A 20151-nucleotide genomic window follows, 5' to 3' on the forward strand; every position below is an offset into this window, starting at 1 on the left:
CCCGACCGGTCGTGAATCAGCGGCGGCGGAGCGCCAGTCCGGCAAGGCCGCTCAGCAGGAGCAGACCGCCAGCAGGCAGCGGCACGGCGGGGGTGGCAAAACTGTAGACCAGATCGTCCATCTCGAGATTGCCGCTGAGGTTGGTGATCGACAGCGACCAGATCTCCTCTCCTGCCTCGGTCTGGAAGCCGAGAAACCGGTCGATGTTGTAGTTGGGCGACGGCACGGATTCCTGATCGCGGAAGGTCGCGATCTCGATTCCGTTCTTGTCGTAGATCGTCAGCCGGTCCTTGTCGGGTGAAGTGTTGATGATGCCGACCCGGCTCAGCCCGCTGGTGAAGCTGTAGGTCTGGGTCCCGCCCGACGAATAGGCCGCAACGGAGCCGGAAGCCGCCCCGCCGTAGACGGAGGACGAGAAGACCGCGCCCGAAACGGTGAAGTCCGGCAGGTACTGGGTGGAAATGGCGCCGCCGGACCCGAAGCCTTCGAAATCGACAGTCGAGGCGTCGGCTGCAAACCCGAACAAGGTGGGATCGACGCTCGGCAGGGTGGTGAATTTCCCGCCCGTCCCGTCGGCAACATATTCGAAAGTGGTGGCGGCGATGGCAGGCGTGGTGAGTGCAGTCAGCGCCGCAAACGACGCGATACAAATTCTTGAGGTCATCTGAGAGTCCTGAACAAAAAGTTGAATTAAATTGCGCCGATGGTGCCGGGCCAATCGATTCGACTCAAGGTTTGGGACAGAAAAACCGCCTGTTCCGCAAAAAAAAGGCCCCGCCTGGAGGGGCGGGGCACAAGGTTGGCGCCCCCGCAGGCGGAGCGGGGCACCCTGGCAAACTGTTGCGGAAACGGTCGGGCGACCGCCGGATCAGGTCATTTCGGAGCGGATCTGCTGACGCAGAAGGTCGATCGGAATGGTCTGGCCGTCCTTGCGGAAATGCCAGTAGGTCCAGCCATTGCAGGACGGTGCGCCTTCGATATGGGCTCCGACCTGATGGATCGATCCATTGAAGCCGTCGGTCGCCAGCGTGCCGTCGGCGCGGACGCGGGCGGCCTGGCCGCGCTGGTTCACCAGCATCTCGCCCGGACGCAGCATCCCACGCTCGACCAGCTGGCCAAAGGGAACGCGCGGTTCGGCACGTTTGGAGGCGGTGACGGTCAGGGCCTCGCGGTCGAACTTGCGCACCTTGGCGATGCGGGCGGTCGCGACCTCGCGGTAGGCGGCTTCGCGTTCGATCCCGATGAATTCGCGGCCCAGCATCTTGGCCACCGCGCCGGTCGTGCCGGTGCCGAAGAAGGGGTCGAGCACCACGTCGCCGGGGTTGGTCGATCCGATCAGGACCCGGTGCAGCAGCGCTTCGGGCTTCTGTGTGGGGTGCGCCTTTTCGCCCTGCGCGTCCTTCAGGCGTTCGCCGCCGTTGCAGATCGGCAGGACCCAGTCGGAGCGCATCTGGATACCCTCATTCAGGGATTTCAGCGCCTCGTAATTGAAGGTGTACTTGGCCCCTTCGGATTTCGACGCCCAGATCATCGTCTCGTGCGCATTGGTGAACCGCTTGCCACGGAAGTTCGGCATGGGGTTGGACTTGCGCCAGACCACGTCGTTCAGGATCCAGAAGCCCGCGTCCTGCAGCGTCGCGCCGACTCGGAAGATATTGTGATAGGACCCGATGACCCAGATCGCCCCGTTCGGTTTCAGCAGGCGGCGCGCGGCGGCCAGCCAGTCGCGGGTGAACTGGTCATAGGCCGCAAAGCTGTCGAACTGGTCCCAGTGGTCGTCCACGGCGTCGACCTCGGAATTGTCCGGGCGGTGCAACTGGCCCTTGAGCTGAAGGTTGTAGGGCGGATCGGCGAAGATGAGGTCGATCGAGGCTTCGGGCAGAGAATTCATCATCTCCACGCAGTCGCCGGCCAGAATGGTGTTGAGCGGCAGAATCTCTGCCGGTTTGGTCCGAATCGTCATCTTTTGCCTCTGAAGGGTGGGCCGTTAGCCGGCGCTCATTGGATGGTCAAAGGATGATTCAAAGCCGATTCGCGGTCAATTTCTTTTTTGATTCAATGGGTTACTAATCAGGCTTTACACAAGATATTGTGGACCGGTTTGAAGGACGTCCTATGGTGTGGGGTGACACCAAGAGATTGAAGCGCGGAAATATGGCTTTTTGAGGGATAGCCGGCGTTCGCCTCCCAGCCGTAGCCCGGAAACTGTTGCGCCAAATCCCGCATGATCGCGTCGCGGGCGATCTTGGCGGCGATGGAGGCGGCGGCGATGGAAACGGAGCGCGCGTCACCCTTGACCACCGCTGTCGCGGGCAGGGTCAGGCCGCGCGGGATCAGGTTGCCGTCGATCAGAAGGTGATCGGGCGGAACCTTCAGCCCGGCCACAGCCCGCTCCATCGCGAGATGCGAGGCACGGAGGATGTTCAGCGCGTCGATCTCCTCCACACTCGCGTGGGCGATGCAGATCTCGGCGCAGTCCTCCAGCGCCTCGAGCAGGGCAAGGCGGCGCTTTTCGGTCAGCTTCTTTGAATCGTTCAGCCCTTCGGGGATGCGGGCGGGATCAAGGACCACTGCGGCGGCGGTCACGGGACCGGCGAGCGGGCCGCGCCCGACCTCGTCCACCCCGGCAACGCGCGGCAGGCCGCGGGCGATCAGGTCGGTTTCAAGTGCGAAATCGGGGCCGGGCATCTGTTCGGGCGGGGCTTTTGTCATGCCATCGGACTAGCAACCGGACCCGCCGCGCGGAAGGCCGGAAATGAGGAGGGAGGGCGCATAGGCCCTCCCTCCCGCTCGAACCGCCGGGGAATGGATCCGGCGGGCCAAACCTTTCAGCTCAGGCGTTGAAGCCGAACTGGCGCAGGCACTGCGGCGCGTAGTAGAGCCGCGGACCGTTGGCGAAGTTGCGCCGGACGCAGTCGTTCGGGAGCTGCGCGCGGGTGTTGTGCTGGGCGCAGCGGGTGGCGTAGCCCTGTGTCCAGCCGTTCTGACCGCGCACGTTGGTCAGGCATTCGCGGGCGACGATCGGACGGCGGTTGTGCCCGGAATTGATGTGTCCATCGCCCTTGCGGCCGTCATAGCGGCGGTCGTCGTAACGGTTGCCGTGGCGGTAGTACTGCGGTTCGTTGCGGTAGCTGCGCGTGACGGTCTGGTTGTTGCGGTTCTCGGCGGCGAGCGCGGAGCCGATAATGGCGAGCGCGGTGGCGCCGACGATGATCTTCGCGACGTCGCGATCGCCCGCCTGGGCGGTCCCGATGTTGACGGAGGTAATGGCCATGGCGGCGGCGAGAACAGTGGCAATAAGTTTGCGGGTCATGTCTTGGGTGCTCCTGCTGGTGCGTCTTTGGTGGGGGACCGTGTGTGGGGTCCGGAGAGGTACGATCAGACAACTCCCGAGAAGCGAAATCGGGCAATAACGCCACGCTGTTATCGGATAACCATCGCGCCGGACCCCTTTGGTTATTGAATGACAGCACCGGCAGGGGCATGTTCCCGCTCATGACACGCATCCTCCATATCCTCGGCCTATGCGCCGTTTTCCTGGCCGCCCCCGTCGTGGCGCAGGCCGCATGCACTGCCGAATACAAGGCCAAGCAGGACAACCCCCTGCGGCTGCAGCACGGAGAGATGCAGGTGTCGTCCTGCGATCCCTCCGCCGCCGCGGCGGAGGTGCAGGCAAGGCTTGCGCAACAGGGGTGGATCCTGCTCAAGATCGTCTCGCTGAAGGGATGAGCCCTTGGGGATGATCGTTTGACCGCACCTGCCGAAAAGACCGAATTCGCCGCCGACCTGCGGCGTGTCGGCACGCGCGCCGTCGCCATCGGTATCGGCGCCATCGCCGCGCTGCTGGTGATCGGGGGCGTGGTGCTGTTCCTGACGCTGCCCGGCGCCGGCGTGTTCAATGACCGGGTGGAGCGGCTGTTCATCGAGAACGACACGCTGACCGGCGATGCGGAGATCAAGCTGCTGGAGATTCTCGCCCAGTCCGGCACCGCCTTCGCGGAGGTCCTGTCGGGCTATCGCATCGTGATTTTCGTGCTGCTCGTGTTCTCCACCGCCCTGCTGGTCGCCGCACTGGTGTTCCTCGTGATCCTTATCACGCTCAATCGCCGGATGGCGGAGATAGAGCGCTCGGGGATCGAGGTGAACTCCCTCCTCATCAGCCGGGACGAGAAGACAGTCTACCTGAACAACCACGGCTTCAAGCTGACCGACGCAGCGATGGAAACCCTGTCGATCCTTGCCGAGGCACGGATGGACGACGAGATGCTCTCGGGCGCGCAGATCGAGGCGATGATCTCCGGCCGGAAGGTCGAGGATTGCGATGAAGCCGCCGGGGCGACCCGGATCAAGCGGCTGCGCGACACGCTCGGCAATCAGCTGGTATCCGAACTGCTGGTCCGCAACATCGCGCGGCGGGGCTACATGCTGGCCGTCGGCAAGGACGTGATCCGGGTGGTGTGATACAGCGATCCGCCCGGATACAGGCGCGCAGGTCCCTTCCGGGTCATGCAGTATAACTTTCAGCCCCCGCAACGCTTGCACCGAAGTGCCTGACCGGACTACACTTTCTGCAATTCAGGACGCAAGACAAGGCTACCCGGTGCTGGCAGATCAGGCCCGCAGGCTCGAAGACCTCTCTGACCTCGGACAGATCTGGGATGCCGTGCAGCAGACACTCCGCGAAGAGGGAGTCGATTTCGTCATCTACCTGTCGGTGGAAGAGGATTTCTCCCGTCCTCAGCTCTTCACCAATATCCCGGCGATCTACGACGGCTATGCGCCGGAGCGGGACCCGTTTCTCAGCCATTGCTGCCACAGCTATGCGATCACGCCGACCGGGGTGGGGTATCTGGCCGAGCATGACTACCTGCCCGATCCGGCCAAGGCGTTCATCGCCCGGGCCCGCGAGACGGGTTTCCAGACGGGAATGGGGATACCGATGCGGCTGCAGGGCACGTCGCGCTTCGGCGGGTTCAACCTCGGCACGCGGCTCGACCGGGCGGCGTTCGAGGCGCGGCTGCTTCCCCGACGCGAGGAATTCCGGCTCTACTGTCTGCTGGCGCATCGCCGGATCGAGGAAGTGCTGCAGGGGCCGGTTGCGGTCGCTGGCGAATTCCCCCGCAAAATGATTGCCCCGCAGCATCAGGAGATCACCGCGCTGACGCCCCGGGAACGGGAGATCGCCTATCTGGTCGCGCAGGGGTTCAGCCGGAAGGAATGCGCACGACTCTGTTCCATTTCGCAGCATACGGTGTCTGACTACCTCAAGTCGATCTACGGCAAGCTTGGCGTGAACGACCGGGTGCGGCTGGCCCAGGTGTTCCTTTCCGCAGGCGCCACGCCTGATTGACCCCCCCATCCAGGGGGGTGGTTCTCTGGCAGTACGGCGGGCAAAGTTGTGCCCGGCACCGGCAATCCGCCGGACGGCATTCAGCCCGGTTAAGTCCTTTTCAGCACGCGCCTGCCTCCGGCCCGTCCCTTGTGAGTGGGGGACGGGTCGTTTTCGTTTGATCCCGAGGTTTTCCAAGCGGAAAGCCAAGACACGAAAAAGCCGGCCACGGGGCCGGCTTTTCGGTCTAAGTGGTGAGCCGTGCAGGACTGTGCGGGGTGAGGGAAATCAACGGCTTGCGCTGGCGAACCGGAAAATCCCACCCCTTGATTTGATTGGGCTTTTCGGGCCTCTGGCGAACCGTTTCAGGGGCCTTAGAAACCGAAAGGCCGCTGACCGGGCTGGCACCCGCGTCAACGGCCAAATCGAAAAGTTTGCACGGAACGAATACCAGATCGCGCCCGTGATCGCAATCGCGGGAGGGGACGGTGTCTGAGCTTCTGCCCTTTTGCAAGATCAAGCTGCAATACCTTCTTGAGATGGTCACCGACCACGAACTGGACGACAACGCCCTGCGAGTCGCCATCTACCTGGCGCTGGCACATGCCGACCACGAGACCGGCGAGAGCCGCCCCTCGTTCGAGACCATCGGCGCAGCCATCGGCAAGCACGTCAAGTCGGTGAAACGCGCACTGAACAAGGTTGAGGCGGCGGGCTACATGACCGTGGAGCGCGGGACCAATAAGGGGAAATCCTCGCGCTACCGCCCGACCGAAGAGGCCCTGAAACGGGCTACGGATCGCCGCCGGGAGGGGGACAAGGTTGTCCCGCTTGGCCGCGCCAAAGGGGGACAATCCTGTCCGCAAAGCGGGACAGACCTGTCCGACAAAGGGGGACAGGATCGCCCCCCGAACAGAGAACAAGAACTTAGAAAGGAACAGAGGCGCGCGTCTGCACCGGATTTGCCCGATGAAGGGCAATCCGGCGGAACGCGCCCGGACCTGGTGTTTGTCCCGAGGGGTATCTGCTTCGTCCGGGACTGGGATGCGCGGCTGGCCCGGGAAGGGATGACCACGCTGGAACGCAGCTTGCCCCTGTCACCGCACGAGCATCACCTGGGCTTCTGGCTTCCAGCGCGAACACCGGCCCCGGTGGACAGCGCGGAATGGCAGGCGCAGTTGCGTCTTTTGCGGGATGTCATCCGTCAGGCGCAGGACGGCGCATGTGCTGCGCATTTTGCACCCCGCATCGCGTCCTTTGCACCGCGTCAAATGCAGCGTGCATCGCGTCTTCCGCAGGATGTTGCCCCGACCGTGGGGGAGAACCGCCATGCGGTCTGAGGAAACAGCAAGGCGACCCATGTCATACGCTGGCGCTTCTGACACGGGACCTTGCGAGGGGCGGCAAGCCTCCCCTTCGAACCCCACCGGCGCGGGCAAGACCCGCGCAAAGGAGCCGCTGACGGAGACCTTCGTCTTCCGTTGCACGGCCACCGAGAAGGCCCAGCTGCGCGCCAAAGCCGAGGCCGCTGGCCTGCCCGCCGCAACGCTCCTGCGTGAGGCGCTTGGCTTGACCGAGGCGCGCCGTCGCAAGCCCGTGCCGCGCGTCGATCCGGCGCTGGTGCTGGCGGTCGGACGGATCGGCGGCAACCTCAACCAGATCGCGCGCTGGCTGAACCGCGCGATGCAGGTGGGCGCACCGACCTCGACAGCCTGACCGTCGCGCGCCGCCTCTTGGTGATCGAACGCCAGCTTGCCCAAATCCTCGACGAGGCGCGGCGGTGCTGATCAAGTTCTTCCCAAACGGCAAGGGCGCAGGCGCGGGGCCGGTCGGCTACCTCGTGGCCGAGCGCGTGCTGGCCTATGACGGCAACCGCGACTTGGTCCGCGATGCCGACGGCCAGCCCTTAATGGTGACGCGCGATCCCTTGCCCGAGGTCTTGCGCGGCGACCCCAGCCGCACCGAGGCGCTGATCGACGCCAGCCGCCACCAATGGACCTACCGCGCGGGCGTGATCAGCTTCGCCGCCCAGGACGCCCCCTGCGAAGCGCAACAGGCCGAGGTTATGGACGCTTTCGAGAAGCTGGCCTTTGCCGGGCTGGACGGCGAGCAATATGACATGCTCTGGGTTCGTCACAGCCACGAGGACCGCATCGAGATGCACTTCTGCACCCCGCGCCTGGAGCTGACCCCGGGGCGCAGTCTCAATATCGCGCCCCCGGGCTACCAGGACGCCTATGACAGCCTGCGGGACCTGATGAACCAGCGCCACGGCTGGGCCGACCCGATGGAGCTGGAACGCGCCCAGGAGGTGCGCGACACCATCGAGGCCCCGACCCGCGCGCAAGGCCGGGACGAGCTGCATGCGTGGATCCTCGATCAAATATCGATGGGTCTGATCGAGGATCGCGCCAGCATGCTAGATGCCCTTGCCGATGCGGGTTTCGACCTGCCGCGCGTCGGCAAAGCCTACCTGACCGCCCAAGACCCCGACACCGGCGAGCGCGGGCGCCTGAAAGGAGAGATTTTCCATGAAGACTGGCAAGCCGACCCGGCTGAGCGAGAAATTGAACGCGGAACTCGACACGATACGCCAGGACTACGCCGCCTCGATGGCATCCCAGCTGGAGAGCTTCAGGAGCGATTTGACGGCCATTGCGACCGACGCGCGGCGTACCATCAAGAACGATACGCGCCGCTTCCTGAACGAGAACAGGAGCTTGTTCGAGACGCGGACAGAACAGATCAGGCGCTGGCTGACGATCTCGCCTTGGGTGATCTCGGGGATAGTCGTGACGGGGATCGCCTCGATGATGGCCGCGAGCTGGTTTTGGACGTCGCTGCTGACGCGCTCGGAACTGACGGAACTGGGCCTGACGCGGATCGACCAGGGGGAGCAGACCTGGCTGACGCTGGACCCCGACAGGACCGAGCTGAAGACCTGCACACTGGCCGGAACTCCGGTCATCTGCATCAAGATCGAGGAGAGATGAATGACGACGCCCCTGACAGCCTTGGAGCGCGACTTGCTCGCCTGCGTCGAGCGGTTGGTGACGGCCTGCGAAACCTCAGCGCAAGAATTGAGCGTCTTGGAAGCGCGCTCGACGAAGAGGCTGCAAGCCCAGTTGGATGGTATCGCGGGTTGCGCGACGTTGCTCATACGCTCGCAGATCGCGTCAATGCAGGCGTTGCGTGGCTTGCTGAGCGAAGAGGCCACCTACAACGCGTTGGACGCGAAGTTGAACGAGAGCTTGAGCTTAGCGAGGGACGCCGAAGGGAGGCTGAGACGGAGTTAGAGGCGCGGGATCGGGATATGGACCGGGGGCTGACGCATTGAGTTTGAGCCCCTTATTCCCAGGACTTAGAACTCACCGTCGTTATCCGCACTGACTTGGGTATTACTCAGTTATCGGTTTTTGCTTGACTGTTTACATTGGACACAATATCTGTGTCCAATGTAAACAACGAGGTTCGTCCGTGAGTGAGCAAAATGACTTGGTTGGGATCAACGAGATCGCCTCAATGGCAAACGTATCGAGGCAGGCAGTTACCAACTGGCGCTCCCGCTTTCATGACTTCCCAAGCCCAGTGGTTGAGCTAGCGGCCGGTCCAGTTTTCAAGACCACCCAAATACGCTCATGGCTTAGAAGAAGGAAAATCCCGATGGCGCGCGTTATTTCATTGATTAATCTTAAAGGTGGCGTCGCAAAGACAACCACGACTGTAGCGCTAGCCGAAACGCTTGCATCGCAATTCGGCAAAAGAGTGCTTGTGATCGATCTCGACCCACAAACCAATGCGACGACAATCTTGCTTGGGGAAAAAAAGTGGAAAAAGATCAATGAGAAGGGTTGGACGTTGGCAACACTGTTTAAAGACGCCCTCGATCCCGACAACAAATCGTTCGACTTGAAAAAGTCGCTTCAAAAGGGCGTTTCAGACGTGCAGGGGGCTACGACCGTTGACCTTTTGCCCTCAAGCTTGGACTTGATCGATGTGCAGGACAAACTTGCGAGTGCGCCAACTGGTCAGTTTTATTCGGTTACGCCAATTGATTTGTTGCGCCTTGCGGTGAAGCCGATCTTGGACGACTACGATATCGTTTTGATCGATTGCCCGCCCAATCTAGGCATTATCACGCTGAATGGCCTACGTATCTCAGAGGGTTACATAATCCCAACCGTACCAGACGTTCTCTCGACTTATGGTATCCCTCAGATCGTCACCCGTGTGGGCAACTTCTCGAAAGAAGTGGGTGAGGACATTGAGCCTATTGGGATCGTCATCACCAAGTACCAGGAAGCCAGCACCATTCATGTGAACGTATCCCGCGACCTCCGCCGCCGTGGCGATCCCCCTGTTTTTGAAACCGTCGTGCGACAAGCCAATCAAATTGCTGCCTCAGCTGAATTTCAGACTGAGCGCAGAACAATCAAACAGAAATATGGATATGGTGACTTGGCGACACGCTATATCGACTTGGCAAGAGAACTAATCGACCGATTGGATATGGAACAATGAAACTCAAAACGAGGCTCACCAGGTTAGCAGCGGCCATTGCCGAACAAGCATCACGAAACCCAGAATTCGCACAGCAGCTTGAAGAGATTCTAGGATGCAATCCCGTGGCTGGACCGAAATCCAGTACCAAGAGCCAGGGAACTCGCAAGGGAGGAAGGCGCGCGCCAGCTGTAGTCGACCCGGTGGCAATCGCTGAATCTGATCCAACCGGGTTGCGCAACGCACTTGAGCCACTCGAACTAGGTCAACTTCTTGATATTGTAGCAGAATATGGCATGGACCCCGGCAAGCTTGTTATGAAGTGGAAGGATAGAAACAAGGTGATTGAGCGCATCATCGACGTTTCGACATCTCGCGCCACAAAAGGCGACGCATTTCGGTCAGATTGAGCTCTCTAGGCCCTCATTCCACGCGAGGGTCGGTGGACGACGTCGTCATAACCCAAACTAGAAAGAAGGCTAACGCATCATACAGCCTATCCGCACACACGGTTGTGACAGAGCTGGCCGAAACCCTGCGCGGCTGTGAAGAGGTGATCGAGGACGCGGCGCGCGACTTTGCTTTTGACAGGCCACGCGACCTCTGGTGAGCGTGAAGCGTGAGCGAAATCGCCCTCTCTTAGTCGCGTCGAGGCATTTTTCGCAGGAAAATGGCGCTTCTGGCAGTGCAATCACAGCCCGTCCACATTACAAGATCGAGTAAAATAAGATGATACCATGACCCAACTACCCGTCACAGAAATCCCCAAGGACCCAAACCGCTCAACACAAAACGCGGTTTCTCCCTTCCGTTACCCTGGCGGCAAAGGGTTCATGTCGGCTTTCCTGAAGCAGCGCATGTCGAAACTGGACAAGGCGTCAGACAAGGTCTTGGCGGAACCTTTTTGTGGTGGGGCCGGGGCCGCGCTGATCCTCTTGGCCGACGGTGACGCAGATGCGGTGATGCTCAACGACGCCGATCTGCGCATCTTTTCCGCATGGCACGCAATTCTAGAAGAGCCTGAACGCTTTGTAGCAAAGCTGCGCGATGTGCGCCTGGACATGGAAGAGTGGTATCACCATCGCGATCTGGTTTCCGGGTTCTCTGACAATGAATACGACTTCGACGTCGGGTTCTCGACATTTTACATGAACCGCACAACCAGGTCAGGGATCATTTTGAACGCTGGCCCTATCGGTGGATACGATCAGCGCGGGAAATGGAAGCTGGATGCTCGGTTCAATGTCGAGCGCCTCGCCAGCCAAGTGGAATGGCTTGCCACCAACCGATCCCGGATTGAGCTATCGAACATGGACGCATTGTCTTTCATCGACCGAGTACGGCGCAAACCTACATCGGATAACACGCTGTTTTTCATCGACCCTCCGTATGTCAAAGCGGGAGGTCGTCTATATTTCGATGGCATGAGCGAAGCGAAGCACGTCGCTTTGTCCGATATTCTGACGAGTGGAACCGTCAAGCATTGGGTTCTCACCTATGACGATGCGCCTCTGATCCGGCAATTGTACCAATCGCAGAAATGTTCAAATATTTCAGTAAATTACAGCCTTCAATCCAAGCGCCGTGAAAACGAAATACTTGTGGAACCGAGCTACCATTAAGCGAGGGCAGTTGCACGGAAATCATCCAGCCAAGCAAGCACTTGGGGCATGTTCTCCGCTTCGTCCATTTCGACACCACCCCGAGCAAGCGCTTGCCCTAGAACTGCATGCTTAGGCAAGCGGGTCCGATCCAGCAATACTCCGTGCACCTTGCTTTCGTGGTTCCACAGGCCTTCGTCCGCCACTCGGAACGGTAAGAGCGTGGCATAACTCACGTTTCCTCGATGTGCGTCGTCTAGGTAGTTCTGCTCAAATAATTCGGCGTGGGTTCGAACAGACTTCCCCTGCCAATCATGCCCGCTTGCAACCTGAGCGAAATAGAACAGAACCGGAGGAGGGCGCACACCGATTTCCCATGCTATTACGTCTACGCCGCCATCTTTGGCTTTTGGCGGTGCATAACGTCCAGGTTCCTCCCTAGTTAAAAAACCCGCGCCGCGGGCTTCAGCTCGTTTTAGCGTCGCAATGATGTCTGCTCTATCAGCGCGCGGCCAGCCTACGCTAGCCGCACTACCATTGGCCAATCCAGCCATCGCAAGTGTAGAAAGAACTTGAAAAACTCGGTTTCTAAGCTGGGAAATTAAGCCTCCATCCACTGCGAAATCAAACAGGCTATTCTGCGTCAGGTGGGTCGTGATGAGGCAGGTCAGGTAGGGAGTAAACCTGTCATCTTGCCAATCTTCCACCAAGACCAACTCCTCTGCATCTGCTCCCAGACGAAAGGGGTACGCGTTGTCACAGTCTTTGAGCCGAAAATCGACTTCATTTTCGATCCGCTCCCGAACTCTTTCCTTTTCCGCGTCAACTCTTGCGATGTTTCCCGCATCATCATCACCGAGGTCATCATTCTCGTCTTCAGGCTCATCATCCTCAAGGGCTTCAAATTGCTCTTCGATGGCTGCATCAAGCTCGTCCAACCTTGCGGTCCGAAACTCGTTGAAGAAGGCAACCAGTTCCAGCCAGTCCACCAAAACATGGTCCTCGGCGTTCAGGCCGGGTGTCACTACAGGTTCGATCGGCATGCTAGTCTTCAATAGTCTTTTCGAAATCAGCCATTTGGCTATCAACAGTGGCTTTGATTACCTGAATGCGCTTCGATGCCGACGCGATGATCTCTTGAAGCTCAGATTGGGACTCAGGATCGAATCCATCTAGGGTCTCCAGCGCCAATCGAAGTTGACCATTTGCCTCAACAATGTGTTTTGAGAACCTTAAGTCTTTTGGTGTTGCGGTAATCAAAGCATCGTCGAGGTGACTTGTTTGCTCAAGAACCTTGGTTCCAGGCTTTGACTTGAGAACTTCCCGAACTCTACCCAGATCAGGGTTCTGGCTGCGCACCACAGGCTGGATTTCACGCTCTTTCGAGCCATAGAGCCAGGTCAGGACATATCCCAGTTTTTCGTAATGCTCAGGGCTAACAGGGTCCCTTGAAGGGTCTTGATCTCTCTTTGGCCGCGGCATCCCGAGATAGTCTGTGAACTCGCTATAGGACAAGCCTGTGTACAAGTGTGAAAAACTGAACGCTCGCTTGTACCTGTCTTCCATGCGAAAAATGTCGTTCCTCTCAGCCTGCATCAAAACATAGTAGGCCGTGACCATCCTATGAATGGTAGCGTGCTTGTCTCCCATCCGGTTCGCTATCTCAAAAAGCTTCAACGGCTTTTGTTCATTGGCTTGGGAATCCAGCCATCGCGCGGCGAAAGTCGCTTTCGCGAATGCGTCCCATGCTTGAGGTCCGTTGATGTGCTTGAACCCAATTAGTTCTCGAGCATCCGCTTCTTTCTCGACACGGTAGACGAGAATGTTGTCCATGGTGGCCCGAATCTCGTTATCGAAATCTGGCGGGGTCAGTTTTGCGTGCTTTGCCAGCTCTTCATCGCGAAGAGCTTTGAGCGCGGCTAGTCTTCTATTGCCTTCAAGGACAACCAGTTTATCGCCTCGGACGACAACGACTAGCGGTTCGATATTGATGTAACCGCTGGTTCCAATTGATTGCACCAATTCAGACAAATCAGCTGTGCGGGCCAACTCATCCACAATTGCGGCATCAGTATCCTCGTCGGGGCGTTTGTCCGGTGTGAAGCGGGGGTTATTCGTGTCAAAATTCAAGAGTTCGACATCAACCAGCTTCGTTTCTTTAATTCCGACGACCGTGTCCCAGTCCATTTTTGCCTCCAGTCCTACTCCACTGCCTAGTTGGCGCGGGCGAGCAGGTTCATTATGCCTTGTTTATACTTTGTAATTCGTTTCCGCCACACGGGTGTTCGAACGCCTCCAACAGGCGTAGACGACGGCAAAAATAGCGCTCAACTCCGACCGCAAACGCGAAGGCCGGGGCAGTCAGGGCGACAATGCATGCGCAGATTGCCGCGGTCAGGAGCGGAAGCCACGGCATGTTGCCTGCCTCCCAGAACGCAACGAGCGGCCCCCAAGTCATTAGGTATGCCATAGAACTGACGCCCATGATGCTCATCACCGGCCGCGTATAGCGGCCGAGGTCAGCCTGCATCCGCTCAATTGCTGCCAGTTGATGGCGCTGCCATGTCTCGGGTTGCCTCACGTTCATCCTCATTCCCTCAGTAGTTCAATCCATGTGTGGACGTCGTCCATGGCGATTTCCTTCCCTTCCAGAAAGGATCGGTACCAGCGCGCCGCAATCGCCCCGCGCTTCTCGCTTTTCAGTTTTGTCCCGCTGTCTGACAGGTATTTGTCCAGCGCGACTTCGAATTCTTCCAGCGCGGCCAGGTCATGCTCCAGCCGGACGGCCTCGACCCCCAAGAGGATCCAGTTCAGGTCCACCAGGAACTGACGGTGCATCTTGACCAACGCCTCGACCGGGATCGAGCGCTTGCCCAGCTCATAGCTCTGGTAGGCGCGTAGCGAGATTCCGAGAGCTTCAGCCAGTTTCGCCTGCGACATACCCAACTCGTTGCGCGCAATCGCGATGCGCGCGCCGAGGGCACTCAGATAGTCATAGGGACGATCCGCCATTTTCTATAGCAATCCACTTGCGGTTGCGTTCATATGAATGCTATACGCACAAATGAACGTTATTCACCGTGTTTCGTTATCGGACCACCGGACACGAGCACTTTCAACCCGATTCGCACTACCTTATGAAAAGGAGAGGGTTTTGGCACAGGAAAAACTGCTTTCATCGAAAGAGCTGGGTGATCTCGTCGGATTAAGCGCCGCGCAAGTTCGCGCGTTGATGAACGATGGGCGGCTGGAGTTCGTAGAAATTTCCGCGAAAACCAAGCTTCTGACCATGAGCGGCTGGGAGCCGTTCCAGAAGAACGCGACCAGAGTGAAACGCCCGGAAGGCGACCAGCCGCGCTTGCCCTTGGGCGAGCCACAGCATCACAGCCACTGACGGAAAGGGACATCCCATGGCTATGCCCCGCGCGACGCTGACGCAGAGCGAATTGACACGATACCTCAAGGCGTACCGGGATGCAGGCATTCCAGTTGTTCGGTCCGAGATCAGCCGCGATGGGAAGGTCGTGATCTACAGCACCGGGAAGCAGTCCGACGAGGTCAACAACCCATGGGATCGCCCGTGAAACGCCGCAAACAGTTTCCCGGTGCGACGGCATATTTCGACCGGCACCGGAAGCGCCGGTGGCGGTTTCGGAAGGGTGGGTTTTCTGCGGAGTTGGGGAGTGATTACGGGTCCGAGGATTTCGTTCGCCGGTATGAAGACGCGGTCAACGGCCACAAGACGCGTGGGCTGATCGGGGCGGACCGGACCAAACCTTACAGTGTCAGTCAGCTTGTGGCGCTCTGGTATCGGTCGCCCGAGTTCCTCGATCTCGCGCCGAGCACGCAGAAGGTCTATCGCGGAATTGTCGAGAAATTCCGGGAAGAGCATGGCGACAAGCCGGTGCGTTTGATGCGGCGGCGGCATGTGCAGACGATCCTCGCGGAGAAGGCCGAGACACCCACGGCGGCGAACAACCTGCGCAAGCGACTGATCCAGTCGATGGATTTCGCAATCACGTTGGACTGGCGCGGAGACAACCCTGCACGCGCGACGAAGCCGTTCCGTGTGGGCGGTGACGGCTTCCACACCTGGGACGAGGACGAGCTGGCGCAGTTTTTCAAGACCCACAAGCCCGGCACGCTGGCGCATACGGCAGTGACGCTGATGCTCTACACCGGCGCGGCGCGGGTCGATGCGGTGAAGTTAGGGCCGAAGAACGTCCGCAACGGCAAAATCGAGTACCGGCGGCAGAAGACGCAACGGTCTGGCGGTGTTCTGGTGTCCGTGCCGATCCACCCGGACCTGGCGGAGGTTCTGGACAAGTTGCCGAAGGACCGCCCCTTCCTGGCCACCCAGAAAGGCACCATACGTTCCGCCGGTGGGCTGGGCAATCTCATGCAGCGATGGACCGAGGACGCTAAACTGCCCCAATGCTCCGCTCACGGCCTTCGGAAGGCGTGTGCGCGTCGCCTGGCCGAGGCCGGAGCCACGGCGCACGAGATTGGTGCGGTCACTGGCCACAAAACACTGGCCCTCGTGCAACGCTACACCGAGGCCGCAGGCCGCGAAGGCATGACCGATTCCGCGATTGAGAAACTGATCGCCCGCCCGAATGGCGAGCGCAATTTGGCGAACCCTCCCAAAAGGTTCGTCAAATCCGAGACCAACCCCAAGCAGGGAAAGGATAATCTATGAGAAGTGGTGAGCCGTGCAGGATTCGAACCTGCGACCCACTGATTAAAAGTCAGTTGCTCTACCAACTGAGCTAACGGCCCACTAGAGCCGCCCTATTAGATAGGGACCGGCAGGGGGTCAACCCCGTTTTCGGTGAAATTCCGGGGAACTTACGCGGGGTTGCGCACGGGGCATGGCGGGGCGTCCCCCGGCGACGCTTCCAAAACGCCTGCGCCGGGCGTATATGGCGCGGGATGCAGACGCGCGCGATCCCCTCCGCCGGTCTTCCGTTCCGCAAGATGCACGGGGCCGGCAACGATTTCGTCATCCTCGACAGCCGGGGTATGGCGCCCGTCGTCACGCCTGCCCTTGCGCGGGCGATCGGAGACAGGCACCGGGGCGTCGGCTTCGACCAGCTGGCCGAGATACGGGACGGGGAGAATACCGACATCTCGCTCGACTTCTGGAATTCGGACGGGTCGCGCGCCGGGGCCTGCGGGAATGCGACACGCTGCGTGGCGTCGGAGTGGATGGCGGAGACCGGGCGCGACTCGGTCACGATCCGGACCACGCGCGGGGTGCTGCGGGGCGAGATGCGGGGGACGGAGGTCTGGGTGAACATGGGTCCGCCGGTGCTCGACTGGGCGTCGGTACCGCTTGCACGCGACGTGGACCTGCTGCACCTGCCGATCGAGGGCGATCCGGTGGCGGTCGGGATGGGCAATCCGCATGCGGTGTTCTTCGTGGACGACATCGGCGCGGTCGACGTTGCGGCGCGGGGGGCTTCGGTCGAACACGATCCGCTCTATCCGCAGGCGACCAACGTAGAGTTCGTTGAGGTGCGGAGCCGCGACGAGGTGCGGATGCGGGTCTGGGAACGCGGCACGGGAATCACGCTGGCCTGCGGGTCGGGGGCCTGCGCGGTCGCGGTCGCGGCGCATCAGCGCGGGCTGACGGAGCGCCATATCCGCATGGAGGTCGACGGCGGCTGGCTGGAACTCGACTGGCGCGAGGACGGCGTCTGGATGACCGGGCCGGTGGCTCGGGTCTTCGACGGGGTGCTTTCGCCGGAGATCGGGGCATGAGCGCGCCGGTCTTCGCCACGCTCGGCTGCCGCCTGAACGCCTATGAGACCGAGGCGATGAAGGAACTGGCCGAGGCCGCCGGGGTCGAGAACGCCGTGGTGGTCAACACCTGCGCGGTGACGGCGGAAGCAGTGCGCAAGGCGCGGCAGGACATCCGGCGGCTGCGGCGCGAGAATCCGTCGGCGAAGATCATCGTGACCGGCTGCGCGGCTCAAACGGAGCCCGAGACCTTCGCCGCCATGGCCGAGGTCGACCATGTCATCGGCAATACCGAGAAGATGCAGGCCGACACCTGGCGCGGATTTGCGCCCGACCTGATCGGCGAGACGGAGCGCGTGGTCGTCGACGACATCATGTCGGTCACCGAAACGGCAGGACATCTGATCGACGGCTTCGGGCGGCACCGGGCCTATGTCCAGGTGCAGAACGGCTGCGATCATCGCTGCACCTTCTGCATCATCCCCTTCGGGCGGGGCAATTCCCGGTCGGTTCCGGCGGGTGTCGTGGTGGACCAGATCAAGCGGCTGGTGGATCGCGGCTTCAACGAGGTGGTGCTGACCGGGGTAGATCTGACCTCCTGGGGGGCGGACCTTCCTGCCGCGCCGCGGCTCGGCGACCTGGTGCGGCGGATCCTGAAGCTGGTCCCGGATCTGGCGCGGCTGCGGATTTCCTCGATCGATTCGATCGAGGCGGACCCGGCGCTGATGGAGTGCATCGCCACCGAACCGCGCCTGATGCCGCATCTGCACCTGTCACTGCAGGCCGGGGATGACATGATCCTCAAGCGGATGAAGCGGCGGCACCTGCGCGACGACGCGATCCGCTTCTGCGAGGAGGCGCGCGCCCTGCGCCCCGCCATGACCTTCGGCGCGGATATCATCGCCGGCTTCCCGACCGAGACGGAGGCGATGTTCTCCAACTCGCTGAAGCTGGTGGAGGACTGCGGGCTGACCTGGCTGCATGTCTTCCCCTATTCGCCGCGCCCGGGCACCCCGGCGGCGCGGATGCCGCAGGTGCGCGGCCCGGCGATCAAGGAGCGTGCGGCGCGGCTGCGGGCGGCGGGCGACCAGCGGGTGGCGGCGCATCTTGCCGCACAGGTCGGGACAGCGCAGACCGTGCTGACCGAGGGGCCGCGCATGGGCCGGACGGAGCAGTTCGCTGAGGTCCATTTCGCCTCTGACCAGCCGGAGGGGCGTATCATCACGGCCCGGATTACCTCGCATGACGGGAAATCGTTGGCGGCCTGAGGGTGGCCCGGCGTAGGATGGGCGGCGCCGCCGGGTGCCTCCGGCGGGGATATTTCAGGCAAGATGAAAGGTGGAGTCGTGCATCCTAATCCGATGTATCATGTGGGCAGCCGGGAGGACTGGCTGAGTTTCGCGGCAGAGACCGGATTCGGCGTGCTGGCCGTGTCCGACCCGGCGGGGCCGCCCGCCCTGGCGCACGTGCCCTTCGTGATCGACGGCGACCGGGTGGAGATGCACCTGATGCGCTCCAACCCCGTGGCGCGGGCGGCGAAAAGCCCGGTCCCGGCGCGGCTGGCGGTGCAGGGACCCCATGGCTACATCTCTCCGGACTGGTACGGGATGGAACATCAGGTGCCGACCTGGAACTACGTCTCGGTTCATCTGACCGGGCGGCTGGAAGCGCTGCCTCAGGATGATCTGCGCGGCGCGCTGGAACGGCTGTCGGACAGTTTCGAGACGCGGCTGGCGCCCAAGCCGGTCTGGAAAATCGACAAGGTGCCGGAGGAGGTGCTGGCGCGGCTGTTCCGCATCATCCAGCCCTTCGTTCTGCATGTCGAGGACGTGGACGGCACCTGGAAGCTGGCGCAGCACAAGCCGGAGGCCGCGCGGCTGGCGGCGGCGGAGGCGCTGGCGGCAGACGGCTTCGGGTCCGAGGTGGATGCGCTGGCCGCCCTGATGCGGTCGGCTCAGGCGATCTGAGGGGCATGGACAGTGCGGGACGCGCTGACTACGGTTCGCGCGACCCCAAGGGAGGCCCATGTCATGAAGCTGTTCTATTCCCCCGCATCGCCCTTTGTCCGCAAGGTCATGGCCGTGATTCACGAGACCGGGCAGGAGGGGAAGGTGGAGCTTCTGCCGACCTCGACGACGCCCGTGGCGACGGATGCGGCGCTGAAGGCGTCCAACCCGCTTGGCAAGCTGCCCGCGCTGATCCGTGAGGAAGGCCCCGCGATCTACGACAGCCGGGTCATCACGCGCTATCTCAATTCGGTCGGCGGCGGGTCGCTGTACCCCGAGTCGCGAATCTGGGACGTGCTGACGCTGGAGGCGACCGCCGACGGGCTGATGGAGGCCGCCGTGCTGATGATCTACGAGACCCGCGTGCGGCCTGAGGACAAGGTCTTCGATGACTGGATCGAGGCGCAGTGGAGCAAGGCCATGGGTGCGGTTCAGGCGATCAACGACCGCTGGATGGGGCATCTGGCCGGTCCGGTCGACGCGGGGCAGATCGCGGTTGGCTGCGCGCTCGGCTATCTCGACTTCCGGCACGGGGCGCGCGGGTGGCGGGACAGCTGCCCGGACCTGGCGGCCTGGTACGAAAGCTTTGCGCAGCGTCCGTCGATGGCGGCTACCGCGCCGAAGGCATGAGCCTCGGGCAGCCGGTCGCGGAGATCCCGGTGCGGGACCTCGCGACGGCGCGTGCCTGGTATGCCGAGGTTCTGGGATTTGAAACGCGCTGGATTCGGGCGGAGGCCGGGCTGGCCGGCATGGCCCTGGGCGACAGCGTGCTGTTCCTGCGCGAGGTGACGGGGCCGGTCACACCGCTCACCTTCTGGGTCTTTGCCGAGGATGTGGATGCGATGTGCCGCCTTGTGACGGAGCGGGGCGGGGAAATCGTCGATCCGCCGTCCGACAAGCCTTGGGGTATGCGGCAGTTCACCCTGTGGGATCCGCAGGGCCACCTGTTCCACGTCCACCACGATCTCTGACA

The 20151-nt window shown here is 61.4% G+C and carries 24 protein-coding genes and 1 tRNA gene; 17 read left to right on the forward strand and 8 right to left on the reverse strand.

Annotation, left to right across the window (positions count from 1 at the left end; all coding sequences use genetic code 11):
- Positions 1–16 precede the first annotated feature (16 nt).
- From IEV87_RS12640 to IEV87_RS12655, 4 genes are all read right to left on the reverse strand, one after another.
- Positions 17–664: a hypothetical protein gene (locus IEV87_RS12640; RefSeq protein WP_188478023.1), complete on the reverse strand. Its 648-nt coding sequence runs from the start codon at positions 662–664 to the stop codon at positions 17–19.
- A 204-nt stretch (positions 665–868) separates the two neighbouring features.
- Entirely contained in the window at positions 869–1963 is a 1095-nt protein-coding gene (locus IEV87_RS12645) for a site-specific DNA-methyltransferase (protein ID WP_188478024.1), read from the reverse strand.
- Between the two features lie 107 nt (positions 1964–2070).
- The gene (locus tag IEV87_RS12650; RefSeq protein ID WP_188478436.1) at positions 2071–2688 is read right to left on the reverse strand and encodes a ribonuclease HII; all 618 of its coding nucleotides are present in this window, start codon (positions 2686–2688) and stop codon (positions 2071–2073) included.
- 145 nt (positions 2689–2833) lie between these two features.
- Positions 2834–3313, reverse strand: coding sequence for a hypothetical protein (locus IEV87_RS12655; RefSeq protein WP_188478025.1), 480 nt, complete (start codon positions 3311–3313; stop codon positions 2834–2836).
- 182 nt (positions 3314–3495) lie between these two features.
- Here IEV87_RS12655 and IEV87_RS12660 point away from each other — a divergent pair, with 182 nt between their 5' ends.
- The 9 genes from IEV87_RS12660 (at position 3496) to IEV87_RS12700 (ending at position 11451) form a co-directional block, all read left to right on the forward strand.
- Complete coding sequence (locus IEV87_RS12660) at positions 3496–3729, forward strand: hypothetical protein (RefSeq protein ID WP_188478026.1); 234 nt, start codon at positions 3496–3498, stop codon at positions 3727–3729.
- An 18-nt stretch (positions 3730–3747) separates the two neighbouring features.
- Positions 3748–4461, forward strand: a complete 714-nt coding sequence (locus IEV87_RS12665) for a winged helix-turn-helix domain-containing protein (RefSeq protein ID WP_188478027.1) — start codon at positions 3748–3750, stop codon at positions 4459–4461.
- Positions 4462–4600: 139 nt separating this feature from the next.
- Positions 4601–5350 (forward strand): helix-turn-helix transcriptional regulator, encoded by a 750-nt coding sequence (locus tag IEV87_RS12670; RefSeq protein WP_188478028.1) that lies wholly within the window; start codon positions 4601–4603, stop codon positions 5348–5350.
- 467 nt (positions 5351–5817) lie between these two features.
- Positions 5818–6669, forward strand: a complete 852-nt coding sequence (locus IEV87_RS12675) for a helix-turn-helix domain-containing protein (protein WP_188478029.1) — start codon at positions 5818–5820, stop codon at positions 6667–6669.
- A 19-nt stretch (positions 6670–6688) separates the two neighbouring features.
- The gene (locus tag IEV87_RS12680) at positions 6689–7045 is read left to right on the forward strand and encodes a plasmid mobilization protein (protein ID WP_229737552.1); all 357 of its coding nucleotides are present in this window, start codon (positions 6689–6691) and stop codon (positions 7043–7045) included.
- Between the two features lie 64 nt (positions 7046–7109).
- Positions 7110–8666 carry a relaxase/mobilization nuclease domain-containing protein gene (locus tag IEV87_RS12685; protein ID WP_188478030.1) on the forward strand — a complete coding sequence of 519 codons (1557 nt, stop codon included), beginning with the start codon at positions 7110–7112 and terminating at the stop codon, positions 8664–8666.
- 140 nt (positions 8667–8806) lie between these two features.
- Entirely contained in the window at positions 8807–9850 is a 1044-nt protein-coding gene (locus IEV87_RS12690; protein WP_229737553.1) for a ParA family protein, read from the forward strand.
- Positions 9847–10239, forward strand: coding sequence for a hypothetical protein (locus tag IEV87_RS12695; protein ID WP_188478031.1), 393 nt, complete (start codon positions 9847–9849; stop codon positions 10237–10239). Before IEV87_RS12690 ends, IEV87_RS12695 begins: the two co-directional genes overlap by 4 nt.
- Positions 10240–10566: 327 nt before the next feature.
- Positions 10567–11451, forward strand: a complete 885-nt coding sequence (locus tag IEV87_RS12700) for a DNA adenine methylase (protein WP_188478032.1) — start codon at positions 10567–10569, stop codon at positions 11449–11451.
- On the opposite strand, the gene IEV87_RS12705 is transcribed toward IEV87_RS12700, so the two are convergent.
- From IEV87_RS12705 to IEV87_RS12715, 3 genes are all read right to left on the reverse strand, one after another.
- Positions 11448–12473, reverse strand: coding sequence for a hypothetical protein (locus IEV87_RS12705; RefSeq protein ID WP_188478033.1), 1026 nt, complete (start codon positions 12471–12473; stop codon positions 11448–11450). The genes IEV87_RS12700 and IEV87_RS12705 overlap by 4 nt on opposite strands.
- A gap of 1 nt (position 12474) precedes the next feature.
- Complete coding sequence (locus IEV87_RS12710) at positions 12475–13617, reverse strand: hypothetical protein (protein ID WP_188478034.1); 1143 nt, start codon at positions 13615–13617, stop codon at positions 12475–12477.
- 402 nt (positions 13618–14019) lie between these two features.
- Positions 14020–14442: a helix-turn-helix domain-containing protein gene (locus IEV87_RS12715; RefSeq protein ID WP_188478035.1), complete on the reverse strand. Its 423-nt coding sequence runs from the start codon at positions 14440–14442 to the stop codon at positions 14020–14022.
- A 142-nt stretch (positions 14443–14584) separates the two neighbouring features.
- Between IEV87_RS12715 and IEV87_RS12720 the strand changes: the two genes are divergently transcribed.
- The 3 genes from IEV87_RS12720 to IEV87_RS12730 are packed head-to-tail and all read left to right on the forward strand — an operon-like array spanning position 14585 to position 16129.
- Entirely contained in the window at positions 14585–14824 is a 240-nt protein-coding gene (locus tag IEV87_RS12720) for a hypothetical protein (protein ID WP_188478036.1), read from the forward strand.
- A 16-nt stretch (positions 14825–14840) separates the two neighbouring features.
- Positions 14841–15014 (forward strand): hypothetical protein, encoded by a 174-nt coding sequence (locus tag IEV87_RS12725; protein ID WP_188478037.1) that lies wholly within the window; start codon positions 14841–14843, stop codon positions 15012–15014.
- On the forward strand, positions 15011–16129 hold the full coding sequence (locus IEV87_RS12730; protein ID WP_188478038.1) for a site-specific integrase: 1119 nt from the start codon (positions 15011–15013) through the stop codon (positions 16127–16129). Before IEV87_RS12725 ends, IEV87_RS12730 begins: the two co-directional genes overlap by 4 nt.
- Positions 16130–16133: 4 nt before the next feature.
- Here IEV87_RS12730 and IEV87_RS12735 read toward each other — a convergent pair.
- Positions 16134–16209: transfer RNA gene (locus tag IEV87_RS12735), tRNA-Lys, on the reverse strand.
- 153 nt (positions 16210–16362) lie between these two features.
- On the opposite strand from IEV87_RS12735, the gene dapF reads away from it, so the two are divergent.
- The 5 genes from dapF to IEV87_RS12760 all read left to right on the forward strand — a co-directional run bounded on the left by dapF (position 16363) and on the right by IEV87_RS12760 (position 20149).
- On the forward strand, positions 16363–17193 hold the full coding sequence (dapF, locus tag IEV87_RS12740) for a diaminopimelate epimerase (RefSeq protein WP_188478039.1): 831 nt from the start codon (positions 16363–16365) through the stop codon (positions 17191–17193).
- Complete coding sequence (mtaB, locus tag IEV87_RS12745) at positions 17190–18440, forward strand: tRNA (N(6)-L-threonylcarbamoyladenosine(37)-C(2))-methylthiotransferase MtaB (RefSeq protein WP_188478040.1); 1251 nt, start codon at positions 17190–17192, stop codon at positions 18438–18440. Before dapF ends, mtaB begins: the two co-directional genes overlap by 4 nt.
- 63 nt (positions 18441–18503) lie before the next feature.
- The gene (locus IEV87_RS12750; protein ID WP_188478041.1) at positions 18504–19139 is read left to right on the forward strand and encodes an FMN-binding negative transcriptional regulator; all 636 of its coding nucleotides are present in this window, start codon (positions 18504–18506) and stop codon (positions 19137–19139) included.
- 63 nt (positions 19140–19202) lie between these two features.
- Complete coding sequence (locus tag IEV87_RS12755) at positions 19203–19808, forward strand: glutathione S-transferase (RefSeq protein WP_188478042.1); 606 nt, start codon at positions 19203–19205, stop codon at positions 19806–19808.
- Positions 19805–20149, forward strand: coding sequence for a VOC family protein (locus tag IEV87_RS12760; protein WP_188478043.1), 345 nt, complete (start codon positions 19805–19807; stop codon positions 20147–20149). The genes IEV87_RS12755 and IEV87_RS12760 overlap by 4 nt, the downstream gene beginning before the upstream one ends.
- The last annotated feature ends 2 nt before the right edge of the window (positions 20150–20151 follow it).

The organism is Primorskyibacter flagellatus, from assembly GCF_014638275.1.
GTDB classification, from domain to species: Bacteria; Pseudomonadota; Alphaproteobacteria; order Rhodobacterales; family Rhodobacteraceae; genus Pseudooceanicola; species Pseudooceanicola flagellatus_A.

Excerpts from the sequence above, each read along its gene's own strand:
- IEV87_RS12725 (WP_188478037.1), top strand. The coding sequence starts at position 14,841 with ATGGCTATGCCCCGCGCGACGCTGACGCAGAGCGAATTGACACGATAC.
- IEV87_RS12715 (WP_188478035.1), bottom strand. The coding sequence starts at position 14,442 with ATGGCGGATCGTCCCTATGACTATCTGAGTGCCCTCGGCGCGCGCATC.
- IEV87_RS12700 (WP_188478032.1), top strand. The coding sequence starts at position 10,567 with ATGACCCAACTACCCGTCACAGAAATCCCCAAGGACCCAAACCGCTCA.
- IEV87_RS12650 (WP_188478436.1), bottom strand. The coding sequence starts at position 2,688 with ATGCCCGGCCCCGATTTCGCACTTGAAACCGACCTGATCGCCCGCGGC.
- IEV87_RS12645 (WP_188478024.1), bottom strand. The coding sequence starts at position 1,963 with ATGACGATTCGGACCAAACCGGCAGAGATTCTGCCGCTCAACACCATT.
- IEV87_RS12680 (WP_229737552.1), top strand. The coding sequence starts at position 6,689 with ATGTCATACGCTGGCGCTTCTGACACGGGACCTTGCGAGGGGCGGCAA.
- IEV87_RS12705 (WP_188478033.1), bottom strand. The coding sequence starts at position 12,473 with ATGCCGATCGAACCTGTAGTGACACCCGGCCTGAACGCCGAGGACCAT.
- IEV87_RS12755 (WP_188478042.1), top strand. The coding sequence starts at position 19,203 with ATGAAGCTGTTCTATTCCCCCGCATCGCCCTTTGTCCGCAAGGTCATG.
- dapF (WP_188478039.1), top strand. The coding sequence starts at position 16,363 with ATGCAGACGCGCGCGATCCCCTCCGCCGGTCTTCCGTTCCGCAAGATG.
- IEV87_RS12760 (WP_188478043.1), top strand. The coding sequence starts at position 19,805 with ATGAGCCTCGGGCAGCCGGTCGCGGAGATCCCGGTGCGGGACCTCGCG.
- IEV87_RS12710 (WP_188478034.1), bottom strand. The coding sequence starts at position 13,617 with ATGGACTGGGACACGGTCGTCGGAATTAAAGAAACGAAGCTGGTTGAT.
- IEV87_RS12660 (WP_188478026.1), top strand. The coding sequence starts at position 3,496 with ATGACACGCATCCTCCATATCCTCGGCCTATGCGCCGTTTTCCTGGCC.
- IEV87_RS12750 (WP_188478041.1), top strand. The coding sequence starts at position 18,504 with ATGAAAGGTGGAGTCGTGCATCCTAATCCGATGTATCATGTGGGCAGC.
- IEV87_RS12695 (WP_188478031.1), top strand. The coding sequence starts at position 9,847 with ATGAAACTCAAAACGAGGCTCACCAGGTTAGCAGCGGCCATTGCCGAA.
- mtaB (WP_188478040.1), top strand. The coding sequence starts at position 17,190 with ATGAGCGCGCCGGTCTTCGCCACGCTCGGCTGCCGCCTGAACGCCTAT.
- IEV87_RS12640 (WP_188478023.1), bottom strand. The coding sequence starts at position 664 with ATGACCTCAAGAATTTGTATCGCGTCGTTTGCGGCGCTGACTGCACTC.
- IEV87_RS12655 (WP_188478025.1), bottom strand. The coding sequence starts at position 3,313 with ATGACCCGCAAACTTATTGCCACTGTTCTCGCCGCCGCCATGGCCATT.